At 59.8% G+C, this 12,720-nt stretch carries 11 protein-coding genes; 2 read left to right on the top strand and 9 right to left on the bottom strand.

Going from position 1 to position 12,720, the window contains the following annotated elements; genetic code table 11:
* Positions 1-25 precede the first annotated feature (25 nt).
* The 4 genes from ligD to FJ943_RS13235 all read right to left on the bottom strand — a co-directional run bounded on the left by ligD (position 26) and on the right by FJ943_RS13235 (position 4,182).
* Positions 26-1,918, bottom strand: coding sequence for a DNA ligase D (gene ligD, locus FJ943_RS13215; RefSeq protein WP_246671868.1), 1,893 nt, complete (start codon positions 1,916-1,918; stop codon positions 26-28).
* A 431-nt stretch (positions 1,919-2,349) separates the two neighbouring features.
* Entirely contained in the window at positions 2,350-2,709 is a 360-nt protein-coding gene (locus FJ943_RS13225) for a hypothetical protein (RefSeq protein WP_224720460.1), read from the bottom strand.
* Between the two features lie 809 nt (positions 2,710-3,518).
* Entirely contained in the window at positions 3,519-3,683 is a 165-nt protein-coding gene (locus FJ943_RS29945) for a hypothetical protein (RefSeq protein WP_224720459.1), read from the bottom strand.
* A 253-nt stretch (positions 3,684-3,936) separates the two neighbouring features.
* Entirely contained in the window at positions 3,937-4,182 is a 246-nt protein-coding gene (locus FJ943_RS13235) for a hypothetical protein (protein ID WP_140663761.1), read from the bottom strand.
* A gap of 290 nt (positions 4,183-4,472) precedes the next feature.
* Here FJ943_RS13235 and FJ943_RS13240 point away from each other — a divergent pair, with 290 nt between their 5' ends.
* Both FJ943_RS13240 and galE read left to right on the top strand, forming a co-directional pair.
* Positions 4,473-5,447 (top strand): UDP-glucuronic acid decarboxylase family protein, encoded by a 975-nt coding sequence (locus tag FJ943_RS13240; RefSeq protein WP_140722066.1) that lies wholly within the window; start codon positions 4,473-4,475, stop codon positions 5,445-5,447.
* Entirely contained in the window at positions 5,444-6,427 is a 984-nt protein-coding gene (gene galE / locus FJ943_RS13245; RefSeq protein ID WP_140663758.1) for a UDP-glucose 4-epimerase GalE, read from the top strand. The genes FJ943_RS13240 and galE overlap by 4 nt, the downstream gene beginning before the upstream one ends.
* Before the next feature lie 10 nt (positions 6,428-6,437).
* On the opposite strand, the gene FJ943_RS13250 is transcribed toward galE, so the two are convergent.
* The 5 genes from FJ943_RS13250 to FJ943_RS13270 are packed head-to-tail and all read right to left on the bottom strand — an operon-like array spanning position 6,438 to position 12,720.
* Complete coding sequence (locus tag FJ943_RS13250; protein ID WP_140663756.1) at positions 6,438-7,658, bottom strand: glycosyltransferase family 4 protein; 1,221 nt, start codon at positions 7,656-7,658, stop codon at positions 6,438-6,440.
* Between the two features lie 15 nt (positions 7,659-7,673).
* Entirely contained in the window at positions 7,674-8,414 is a 741-nt protein-coding gene (locus FJ943_RS13255) for a class I SAM-dependent methyltransferase (RefSeq protein ID WP_140722068.1), read from the bottom strand.
* Entirely contained in the window at positions 8,332-9,711 is a 1,380-nt protein-coding gene (locus FJ943_RS13260) for a glycosyltransferase (RefSeq protein WP_140663752.1), read from the bottom strand. Before FJ943_RS13260 ends, FJ943_RS13255 begins: the two co-directional genes overlap by 83 nt.
* The gene (locus tag FJ943_RS13265) at positions 9,708-10,931 is read right to left on the bottom strand and encodes a glycosyltransferase (RefSeq protein ID WP_140722071.1); all 1,224 of its coding nucleotides are present in this window, start codon (positions 10,929-10,931) and stop codon (positions 9,708-9,710) included. Before FJ943_RS13265 ends, FJ943_RS13260 begins: the two co-directional genes overlap by 4 nt.
* A gap of 4 nt (positions 10,932-10,935) precedes the next feature.
* Positions 10,936-12,720 (bottom strand): ABC transporter ATP-binding protein, encoded by a 1,785-nt coding sequence (locus FJ943_RS13270; RefSeq protein WP_224720458.1) that lies wholly within the window; start codon positions 12,718-12,720, stop codon positions 10,936-10,938.

Below are 12,720 nucleotides of genomic sequence, written 5' to 3' on the forward strand. Positions count from 1 at the left end.
GTTATAGGTGGCGATCTTCAGGGCTTCATAGATCCGGCAGGAACTGATCGGCTCGGCCCCATCCCGCGAGGGCCTTCGATGCGGCGCGCTTCTTCAACTCGGGTACATCGCCGACATGGAAACGGGAGGGCGCATCGATTGTCTTCATCTCCGCCCAGGTGACTGGTGCCGCGACCGGGGCGCCTGGCCGCGACCGGGCGCTATAAGGCATGATCGCCGTTGCGCCGCGCTGGTTGCGCAGATAGTCGACGAAGATCCGTCCCTTCCGTTTGGCCTTCGACAACACGGCCGTGAAGTGGGCAGGGTCGCTCTGCGCGACCGCCTGTGCAAGCACTAAGGCGAAGGCTTTTACCTCAGGCCATTCAGCTCGCGGCGTGAGCGGCGCGATTACATGCACGCCCTTGCCGCCCGTCAGCATCGGGAAGGTGGTCAACCCAAGAGATTTCAGTATATCCCGGAACTGGAATGCGGCAGCGCGAACCGCCTCGAAATCCAATCCCTCGTCAGGGTCCAGGTCAAAGACAAGGCGGTCGGCCTTCTCGACGTCTTCGATGCGCGCTCCCCATCCATGGAACTCTATCGTTCCCATCTGGACACAGGTCACAAGCCCCTCGGCGTCGTCGACATAAAGATAGGGCTCCTCGTGACCATCCTTTTCGGTGATCCCGACGTGATGGACCTTGTCGCCGAAGCTCCCCGCGTCGTGCTTTTGAAAAAAACATTTCTTTGCACGGCCCTGCGGGCAGCGGACAAGGCTAATCGGCCTGCTGCCGGCCCAGGGAAGCATGATCGCGGCGACGTCGCGGTAATGATCGGCAAGCTGACCCTTGGTGATGTTGGATTCAGGGTAGATCACGCGGTCGCGATTGCTAATCGCGATTGCCGGCGGCGGCAGTGTCGCTGTGCGGTGTTCCGTCTCGAGCACGACCGCTTCCGGTTTCTTGTCCTCGCGCAGGCCGAGATAGCTTGGATGACGCAGTGTTCCTTCGTTGGTCATCTCGGTGAAGGCGATCTCGGCGACAAGCATGGGACGCAGCCAGTGCGCGCCGCGAACCTCCGCGCGCGGCGCTTCGACCGTGGCGGCCTTCTGCTCGAGTGGCGCCATGGTCTTCATCAGCCGGACCATCTCGGAAGTATCGAAACCGGTCCCGACCTTGCCGGCATAGCGCAGCTTTCCGCCATCATGGACCCCAAGGATCAGCGATCGAAACGCGCGATCCTTGTCTGACGGGGTCCAGCCGACGAGCACGAATTCCTGACGTTTGATGCACTTGATCTTCAGCCAGCTTCCATCGCGGGCGCCAACATAGTCCGAATCCGCCAGCTTCGAGATAACCCCCTCGAGGCCGGCGCCGCAGAAGCGGTTCAGCAATTCTTCCCCCCGGCCCTGGATATGATCGGAGTAGCGAAGGATGGGGCTCTTCGTCGGGAGGATTGTCTCCAGTTTCTCCTTACGCTCCAGCAGCGGCAGCCTCGTCAGGTCTTCCCCGTCGAGTTGGAGCAGGTCGAAGGCATAAAAATCGATGCTCGCGGGAGCAGCCTTCAACGCGTTCTGCAGCGCCTGAAAACTGGATCGTCCCTCGGTGTCGATGACGACGGCCTCTCCGTCGATGAGGGCGGAGCGAACGTTAAGTGTGCGTGCCTCGGAGAGGATCGAGGGAAAGCGGTCCGACCAGTCCAGACCGGAGCGCGTATAGGCGCGCGCCTCGCCGCCGCCCACAGCGACAAGAATACGGTAGCCATCATATTTCATTTCGTGGATCCAGCGGTCGCCGGGAGGAACCGTGTCCACCAGTTTTGCGAGCTGGACCGGCCGGAATGCGGGCGGCGCGAGTTTGGCTGCGCCGTCGGACGCCGGCTCCGCAAGGGGAGATGAAGATCCTTTGACTGAGGGCCGACGCAAAGCTGACTTGCTCACTTGAGTTGACCCTGTTCAGACCGAACTGTGCAATGCATCATTTCCAACACCCAGCTATATCTTCGTTTCTCCGCGCCGTCGTTGAGCATGTCGCGATCGTTGCCGACCGCGTAATCAGGTCTTCGGCCTGCTCTCCTGATACTTGCGCGCGAAATAATCGCCCTCGCAGCCTTCACCGCCGGAGACCTGCCGACGGTCTGCGGCGCCGCGCTTCGAATTTGTTGTCTGCTATTATCGTCTCCCCTGTTCCACAGGCGCGCCGTCACGACGTTCCACTTGTAACGCTCTGGGATGGCTTGCGATCCTGAGCCGGGCAAGAATTCGGCGTTTCACCTTCTCGCGTCGTGACGTTGATGTTGTTGATGTGAAGGTCTGGGATATAGGTGTCGGGGCTACGCAGCCTCGTGGGCGGCAACTCGGTGAATCCCTGATTATTTGAAGTGTCCGGAACTGCGCAGCTTCGCCAGCAGGGTCATTGCGGTTCCGCGGTACTCAGCGCGCACATGCTCGCTCAACGGATACGATTCCCAAGCAGCCAGTTCGGCGACGAAATGAGAAGCGTCACCATTTACTGACGCGCATCTGAGGCGGCCACCCTTCTCGAGCACGACTATCGCCGCATCCGCTTCACCGTACCCTATTGCGGCCATCCGCTGAATGTTGGCGTCCCCATCGATGCGGACGTCGAACAAGACAGATCCCGCCGTTTTATCCGCAGCATCGGCCACCCTGTCGGAAAACGGTCGCTGTAAGCCATCGCTATCGGCGATCGATTGCTCAAACAGGACCATTTCAACGTGTCCAGCCACCATGCTGGCGACTAGTGCGCGGTCCGCTAAAATTGGCAATGGCCACGGCTGAACATCCGCATACCGCAGTCATCTTAGAATCACAGTATGGCCACGAGACGCGCGACAGCGTGCATCCTCCCCTATCGAATAGACGACGTGAACCTGGGATCAGGCTGAGGGGGATGCGTCCGGTCTGAGATCGTGGCGAGCACGAACAACGCGACAGCGAAAGCGAGAGGCGTCAGCAGAAGAGCGGCGCAAATCGGGTTGATCTTCCACATGCGATGACAATCTGCGCTGCGATTTAAACAAACCCGAACAAACATCGTTAACGCGGCCGAATCGAGCCGCGCAAGGATCAACTATGATTTCATGCTGTTACGGCGACCCCCGGCGCGGCGCTAGCGCGCCGCAGTGATTCGCAGCTCATCGATCCAGCCATTCAACAGGGCTGTGGTGTTGCGAACCGCTGCCTATCCCAGACGCTAGGTTTTTTTGCCCTCCTTCGTCATCGCCTTGCTCGTCACCATCCGGCGGCCTTCGCCTCGGCCTCGCTACAGAACCAGCGCTATTGCCTAGCCAGAGCGCCAGCCCGTGACAGGTGCGCGCAGCCGTACCCAGCGGCCAGCGCTGCTCATACTTCTGCATTGCTTCATTAGGCCAAGCCTTCCAGCCCGTGTAGGCAGGACGCCACTCGACTGCCGCGGTAGGATCGATTTCAATCCAGTCCAGTCTCATCGCGACATAGACGCGCTTACGTATCGCGACCAGCAGGAGCTTGGCCTTGCGTGGTGTCGCGATGAAGTGCCCTAGAAGCTCTTCACGTGGCCGCGCCGCAAGTTCTTAACGGGCACGTCGCGCCATGTCAGCGGATGGTCCGGGACCACCCGCAACGCCAGAAATTCCTCGATCAGGCGGCTGTTCTTGAATCTCGTGCTGTCATCATGAGCGAGCCACTTCACCGATGCCTTCAATCTCCTTTCGGCTGCTCCGAACGTCCCTGGCAAGGCAAGCACCCGGCGTTGTGACAACCGGCGCTTTTCGTATCTTGCGACCCTCGACAGCAGCCCGATAGGCTTCCTTGAAACCTCTCTCGTTCGGGGCAGGCAGCGGCACCAGGCGCCCATTGGCGCGGTAGCGCCAGCGCGTCTTCCCATGACGATCCTTATAGGAGGACACACCTGGGTATTCGTCTTTAAGACGCTGTTCCATGGCAGAACCAGGCTATTACCCTCGATGATTCCCTTTCAAGAGAAAGTCGACGATATTGTCGTCATCGTCGCCGGGCAGATCCGCGAACGCAGCCTCCAGTTTAAGGCGATCCCAGATCACACGAGTGTCGATTTTCTTTGGCTTTGGCATCCGCCCGTCCAAGACCATCTGGTCGAACTTTGTTACGCCTACGCCGACGTAGCGGGCAGCTTCATCCCGCGACAGGCCACGTGGGGGGTAGGAGAGGGTGTCGCTCTTCATCACCTTGATCCGCTAATCAGCTGTCCGAACGCGTGGCACTTTCTGTGAACGCGTTCGAAATAGCAGGCGCCCCACCAAGGGGAAAGCCCGATGTCCAGCTTTTGATTGCAGAAGGGCTACCCTGGCGTGCAAATAGGACGCTCCAGCCGCCTTTGAGCGATAATCGCAGCCCCTGGTCCATCGAGAACAATGTCTTGCCCGTAACGTAAATTGAAAGCAGGCCGGTGGCATATGGCCCTGCGTCAGTTTAATATATTAGTCCTGTCTAAGATTAGCCGGAGACCCTGAAAATGCAGCAGGCGAAACAAATCCTGGTGACAGGCGGCGCAGGTTTCCTGGGCTCATTTTTGTGCGAGCGGCTCCTTGCTGAGGGCCATCAGGTAGTTTGCGCAGATAACTTCTTCACAGGAAGCCGCAGAAACGTCTCTCATCTCCTCGATGACCGATCGTTCGAGATTATTCGTCATGACGTGACGTTTCCACTCTACGTAGAAGTTGACGAAATATACAATCTCGCCTGTCCGGCGAGCCCCGTCCACTATCAGTCCGACCCCGTCCAGACGACGAAGACCAGCGTTCATGGCGCGATCAATATGCTCGGACTGGCCAAGCGGGTTCGCGCACAGATTCTGCAGGCGTCCACCTCCGAAGTCTACGGCGACCCTGAAGTTCATCCGCAATTGGAAGACTATTGGGGCAGAGTGAACCCGATTGGCCCTCGTTCCTGCTATGACGAAGGCAAGCGATGTGCCGAGACTCTGTTTTTCGACTATTGGCGACAGCACAAGCTGAAGATCAAGGTAGCCCGTATTTTCAATACCTACGGTCCAAGGATGCGTCCCGACGACGGTCGTGTCGTTTCCAATTTCATCGTGCAGGCGCTGCAAAACAAGCCGATAACGGTCTACGGCACTGGCCAGCAGACGCGTTCATTCTGCTACGTCGAGGACCTCATCGACGGTCTGGTACGTCTTATGCAGACTGCCGACGACATCACCGGTCCTGTCAATCTCGGCAACCCGGCGGAATTCACGATGCTCGAGCTCGCAAATCTGGTGATCGAACTTACCGGAAGCCGATCGAAGATCAGATTTTCGCCTCTACCCGTCGACGATCCAAAGCAGCGGCAGCCCGATATCCGATATGCTTCCCGCGAACTCAAATGGAAGCCAAGAACTGCATTGCGTGCTGGCCTTGCCAAGACCATTGCGTATTTCGAGGACGTGGTTTCATCTGGGCACATTCGGCCCGCCGCAGCCGAATGAAGACGGTCCTGGTCACTGGCGGGGCCGGCTATATCGGGTCGCACTGCTGCAAGGCATTTGCGGAATCTGGATGGTCGGTTGTTGCCTTTGACAACCTTTCGCGCGGCTGGCGCGACGCGGTGAAATGGGGACCGTTGATCGAGGCGGATATTTCCGACGCCGCGGCTGTGGGGGTCGCCCTGCACCAGTATCGGCCGGACGCTGTGGCGCATTTCGCTGCCTACGCTTACGTTGGCGAGTCAGTCGAGCGGCCGGAGCTTTACTACCGAAACAACAGTTTCGGCACGTTGGTCCTGCTCGAGGAAATGCTGAAGGCCGGCCTGGACAAGCTGATCTTTTCGAGCACCTGCGCAACTTACGGGATTCCGACGCGGTCTCCGATAGACGAAACGCATCGGCAGTCGCCCATCAATCCCTACGGCTGGTCCAAATTCATCATAGAGAGAATGGTCGAGGATATCTCGCTTGCTCGTGGCCTCAATGCGGTCGTGCTTCGGTATTTCAATGCGGCCGGATGCGACCCCGACGGCGAAATCGGCGAAAAGCATGAACCGGAAACACATGTCATCCCGCTGGCCATAGAGGCGGCAGTGAGGCCAGGCCGCACCTTCGTCATCAACGGAGCCGATTTCGATACCCGCGACGGAACCGCCGTGCGGGACTACGTCCACGTTGTCGATCTCGCGCGCGCCCACGTCCTGGCAGGGGAGAAGCTTCTCCGGGACAAGGGCGTCCACGTCTACAACCTCGGAACCGGAGCCGGTACAACGGTGGCCGAACTGGTCGACGCCGTCAGACGGACTTCGGGGATACCGCTTCCGGTGGCTTACGGGCCGCGCAGGCCAGGCGACCCGCCAGCGCTTGTTGCCGCGGCCGGCAAGGCCGAGCGGGAACTCGGTTGGGTGCCCGAACAATCGGGCATCGACAGGATCGTCGAGACAGCACTGGCTTGGTATCGCAGCCGATTGGAAAAAATATAGCGGATGTGGGCTACCGCGCGGTCAGCAAGCGATCAAGTGCGCCAGCAACCGCGCCGAGCGAAAAGTTTCCCTCTATCCGCTTTCGCGCCGCCTGTCCGAGGCGCTCTCGCATAATCGGATCGTCGTTAAGTTTCTTCAGCGCCTGTGCAATGGCCGCCGGCTCGTCCCTTGGAACAATGAGGCCGCCGGATGCCTCGCCGTTTGCCAAGATGTCGGGTAGGCCCTGTGCGTCGGTGGCAACGATCGGAAGGCCGCAGGCCATCGCCTCCAACGGCGCAACGGGCATACCTTCGGTGCGGGACGCTATGACATAGGCATCCGCCGCCGAAAGCCAACGCCGTATCAAAGCCCGGTCCGTGGTGTAGTCGCAAAGCCATCTCGCATTGGGTAGAGCGGCCTCGCTCAACAGCCTGGCAAAAACGTCTCGGTCCTGCCCCGAGCCTATGATAACCAGTTCTGACGAAGCATCGCCCGAAAAGAGGGACCATGCGTTCAGGAGCACATCGAGCCCCTTCCGGCGAACGTCGATGCGTCCGTGGTTGACAACGATGAAATTCCCGCTCGCCAAACCGAGATCTTGCCGCGCCTGCCGACGCTCGATTGCTATCCACTCTCCGCAATCGATGGGGTTGGGGATATTTGCGATGTTGAGCGCCATGTGCGGGTAAGCTTTGGCGAGGCGTTCACGCTCCGCTGCCGATGCGACGATCAGGCCGCTGCAGGCACGGAGAGAAGCCTGCCTGGCGATCGCCTCTATCCAGGAGAGCGTCCGGTCGCCGCCCTGGAACGTTGCATAGAGCGGAATGCGGTTACGGACTGCCAGCCAGGCAAGCGCATCGAACCGCGTATATTCATATTCCTGAACGAGAATTGCATCACATTGCGATCGGGCGAGCACCTTCCGGAATGCCGGGAGCGGCGTCGCGGACCAGCGCCGCAGACTGTGACCCGCTGCGGAGTGACCTTCACGCGCGCGCGCGCCGGGAACGACCCAGATCGGCGCGCCCGTGCCGGCATGGTAGTGGCATTCTATCTGCGAGGCATGCTCGGAAGCGCACACAATGACCGGCCTGTGGCCGGCCAGTTGCAGGGCGGAGACGTAACCGAACAGCCAGCCGCCGGTCATCTGTTCGACGAAATCCTTAAGCCGCAATCCTATCGGATCGAGGAATTCCTCCAGGACGTCGCCCCATGGAAAGAGGGCGATGACGAGGGAAGCGCGGCGGCCCATCAAATGCCCCAAAATTCATTTACGCCAGGAAAAAGCCGTCTCCGTGCCGCGTGTCGAGCGGTGGTGCAGCACGTAGCCGACAGCCGTGATCGGCGCCGCAAGAGCGTAAAGTATCTTGCGGCGACGGCGTCCCAGACGAGAAAATGCGACGTCGTGAAAGAGTGCCGTCACTGGGTTGATAAATGTGGCGCGGCGTTCCGGCGCACGGTCGAAGAGCGCTGCGAGTTCGGGATCCCAATAGCCGCGACGAACGTGACCCCATTCCTGCATCAGTTCGCTTTCATGCGGGCAATAGGGCTTCATGAAGCGGAAATAAGGGTAATGCCACTCCGCATGTGGCGTCGAGACAAGAACATACCCGCCTGGGCGCACGACCCTCAAGGCCTCTTGTGCGGCACTACGGTCATCCTCGATGTGTTCAAGCACGTCGAAGAGCGTCGCCACGTCGAAACTGTCATTCGCGAAGGGGAGGTCACAGGCATCGCCGCAGACGAAGGTCGACCTCGCCCAATCTGGCTGGTAGTTGCCCAACTCGGGATCGAGATCGAGGTTAACGACTTCAGCGTTCGGATAGAGGATACTTGCCATCCCGCTGCGCCCGCCTCCAATTTCCAGTATCCGGCCGGGCCCGTCGATCGCCGCGGGCGCGACGCGATGAATTGCGCGCATCTTCTCACGGTAGAAAAGGCCGTCCGTCAGAGCGTTTGGAAAGGGATTTCGAGACAGGAATCGTCCGAGCGGCGCCTTGCGGATCATCGATTTTCTTCCTCAACCAATTTGATGTTCGCCGTTTTCGCCAGCCGAAACGGACGAGGAATTGAAGACCAGCCAGCCAGCCTTCGACTTCTGCCGCGAGGATACTGGTCCTGCCGGGGGGGCCTTCGAAAAGCGCCTTGACGAATGTTCTCAAGAAATATGCGGGCAGCTGCTTCCAGATGCGATCGATGTTTCCGCGATTGCCAAAATTGTCATATTGCGTGACAAGAGCTGCGACGTGGCCCTTCATGTAGGCTCTTATTTGCCGTCGGAAGCCCGGCCAATCGCGGCGATGATGATGGAAGACAACGGCGCGAGGTTCATACAGGCAAGTCCCTCCTGCGGCCAGCAGCCGGTACCATAGCTCCGAATCTTCGGAACATCCGGCAGCACCGGCGCCGAGGCGCTCGTCGAACGAGCCTACCCGATCGAAGGCCGATCGCCGGAAGGCCATGTTGGCCCCGGCGCCGATTTTCCAAACATGCGCTCCGCTTGGCCGGGTCTCTTCGAAGAAGCGGTGGTCGAAGAGAAGCGGCACGAAGGTGGACCCAAAACCGCCCATGTCGAACTGGAAACGGCGTTGGGCGATCGTATCGAGCCGCGCTGGCAGCACCAGGCCGGTCAGGGCCTCGACGTCCCTTTCTTCAAAGGCGCGTGCGATTTCGGCAGTCCAGCCAGCATGAACCTCGACGTCGTCGTCCGTGAACGCGATGATGTCTTGACGGCTTTCCCGGATGCCGGCGGATCGGGCAACACTCAATCCGGGCCGCGGCTCATGAACGTAACGGATCTCAGGAAAGCCGACACATACCAGCCGAGCGTTGCCGTCGCGGGAGTTATCAACGACGATGACTTCGCCCGGGGCGCTGCGTTGCCTTGCAACGCTTTGAAGGCACTCCGCCAGGGCGGGGCCGCGGTCGCGCGTGCAAATTACGACTGAGATGTGCCGGGCCGACGCGGAAGACGCAGTTGCAAGTTCATCAAGGCGGCCGACAAGGTCCTTGGCCTCGAGCGCCGCCGTCAAACAGAGAGCGGACTTTGGCGATCCTTCATAGGTCGCCCGCAAGGGGGCGCCCAGCGAGGTGCTGCGGGCGGCCAATTGTGCTGCCGAAAACTCCGCCGCGAACTGCCGCAGACTTGCCTCGCTGTAGGGCAATTCGTCAGGCAAGGACGCTCGCATTCCCAGCGGCAAGTCCTTCCACCAGAAGATCGATAGCGAAGGGGTATCTCCCACATCGGCGTCCGCACAGGCGGAGCCGAGATCGATTTGCCTGACACGGAAGGCCTCGCCATTCACCGGTTTTGCTCCCGGATTCTCTGCACGCGGATACGTGAGCGATCATATTCGCCTGCCAGGCCGCAGATTCCACCCCACAACTCTGCAATGCCGAAACGAAAATCACGACCTTGAAGCTTGCGCGCGGCCCGTGCCAGCGCTTTCAGCCGATCGAAAAACCACCAGCAAACCATGGCACGGTGACGTGCCCTGAGCTCTCCGTCGGTCCGACGGCTTTTGACAAGAAAGGCCATCATACCAAGTCCCCATGTCCAATATTGCCGTCTCAATTGGTCGATCGTCTCGCGATGCTCGTGGTAAACGGCATACTGCGGTTCATAGATCATGGCCCTGCCCGAACGCAGCACGCGATAGAAAATGTCGAGATCGCCACCGCCAGGCAGCGGTGCTCCGGTATCGAGGGCTTCGTCGAAACCGCCCAGCGATACGAGCAGCGTGCGGTCGAAAGCCATGTTGCAGCCGGCGCCGAGAATACCAGACCCTACCGGGTGCAGCGCATTGTCGAAACGGGTGTTGTGGAATTCATTGCCCCTGAAGCCGCGGCCAAATCCGCCCCTTCGTTCGAAAAAGATCTGCGCCTCGGTGTCCAGGCGAAGCGGCAGCACCAAACCCGTAAAGCCGCCGGCACCGGGATTGTCCCGGCAGGCTTTGGCAAGCCCGTCAAGCCAGTTGCGGTCGACGACCACGTCATCGTCAAGATAGGCAATCAGGCCACCGGTGCCCGAGTGAAGAGCCGCGTTTCGTGCAAAATCAAGCCCGGGCCTCGGTTCGAACACGTAACGAACGTCCTCGAAGCGCTCGACTGCTTCGCGTGTGGCTGAATCCACAGACGCATTGTCCACCACGACGACTTCGACGCTCGGAAAAGCGGTTGTGCGTCGGATGCTTTCGAGCGAACCCAGCAACCTCGAAAGACGTTCGGCGCGGTCTTTCGTACATATCGCGATGGAGAGGCTCGGCAGGGGCAATTGCCCAACCGGTCTTCGGCGCAGTAATTCCTGATCCATCTTCGCGACCAGGATGCGATCGGCGAAACGTTCATCGGCAATGGATTTCAGTCGCTCCGCCGACAGCATCGCGGCGGAGGCGAGCGCGATCATCTCAAAGCCGACAAGCCGGCCCTGCCAGCGGGCAATGAGACCAACGCCCTCGTGCTCTGGCGCAAGCTCAATCGGGGCCAGCGGACTTGACAGTTCGATGTCGACAATCTTGTAGCCCATCGCCTTAGTTCGCACCCATGGCAACACGACCGTTTTGAAACTCGTGAAGTTTTGAAAAATGGCCCGCTCGCTTCAGAAGTTGATCCGGCGAACCAATCTCGACCACCCGTCCCTTGGACATCACGATGATCTGGTCAGCGGCCTGGACGGTGGACAGGCGATGCGCAATGACAACCACGGTGCGATCGTGCGAGTATTGCTCGAGGGCGATCTGGAACGCCTGTTCCGTCTCGCCGTCGAGCGCATTCGTGGCTTCGTCCAAAAGGAGAATGTCGGGATTGCGAAGTATGGTCCGGGCCAGCGCGATCCGCTGCCTCTGGCCCCCTGACACGCGCATTCCCTGGTCGCCGATCTGCGTCTCGTAGCCCTCCGGAAGCGAGCGGATGAAATCGTCAGCCTTCGCAATGCGGGCCGCTTGGCGCAGTTCGTGCTCACCGGCGTCGAAATCGCCGTAAGCGATGTTGGCCGCGATGGTGTCGTTGAACAGGTATACCTCCTGGGACATCAGCGACAGCCGCTTGCGCCAACTGCGCAACTCGAAACCTAAGAGCGGGATACCGTCGGCAAGGACTTCCCCCGACGTCGGGTCCATGAAGCGAAAGAGCAGGGCCATGACGGTCGACTTGCCGGCACCCGACTCGCCAACGATTGCCGTGGTCTTGCCGGCGGGGATACTGAAAGACACATCCTTCAGCGCCAAAGGCTGATCGGGCGCATACCGAAAGCAGACATCGCGAAATTCGACGGCCGTCTTGAGTGCAGGCGCCGGCAGATAGCCTTGGCTGAGAAACGGCGTTTGCGTTGTGCGCAGGAACTCGTCCACATCGTCAATCGCGCCCGCAAGCCCGTCCAGCGCAATCTTCGACTGCAGCAATTCCCGTGTGGGCCCCTGGAGACGATAAAGCAGCGACAGGAAAGCTGCGAGAGCCGCGATTCCTATGCTTGCGGATTCGGCAATGAGAACAAGTGCACCGATCAGGATCGTGATCGAGATCTCCGAGACAGGCCCGGGGGTTGCCCAAAGCATGTCGAGCCTCAACAGACGACGCCTTACCTTGTCCGATGTATGAACGAACCGGTCATGCTCGTAGGATTCCTGTGCGAAGGCACGGATTAATTGCAATGAATTGATGCTTTCCCACATCCTGAGGCCGAACTGCTTGTTTTCCTCGACGACGGCCTTGCCGGTCTCGTCAGCGCGCCGGGTGGCCAGACGAATGGCCATTGCTCCGAAAAGCAGGAAAATCATCGAAAAAAAGGTCAATCGGATCGAGATCAATAGCATCAAGAAAACGAAGACGACGAATGTACAAAGGCAGATCATCAACCGGTAGGCCAGGCTCAGCCCTTGGCTGACCTTCCAGGTATTGTTGGCAATTGTCGTGATGATGTCCGTTCGTCTGTTCTCGACACGGTAGTCGATGCACGAACTTATCGTCTGATCGAAAACCCTGGATCGCAATCGGTGCGCGACGAGGCCGTCGACGTATCTGGTTACCCAGGTGTTGGCGAGATGGACCGCATTTTTGAGGACGATGCTGACGCAAAGCGCTCCGACCAGGAAGGCGGTTAGGTAATGATGCGGGATGGGCGACAGGATCCTGTCAAAGACGGGCTGCCATCTGCCGGGCTGAGGCGGCGAGGCTCCCAGGCTCTGCAGCAGGGGAATGAACAGAACGAGACCCGTACCTTCCAGAACCGCTGCGACCAGTCCAAGCCCCACCACGGTCGGCCCAGCCCAGGCTGGCGCCGCCGCCAGGCGAAAGAGCCGCCGCAAGCGCACCACCAT

The organism is Mesorhizobium sp. B2-3-10 (genome assembly GCF_006442275.1).
In the GTDB taxonomy this organism is placed as follows: domain Bacteria; phylum Pseudomonadota; class Alphaproteobacteria; order Rhizobiales; family Rhizobiaceae; genus Mesorhizobium; species Mesorhizobium australicum.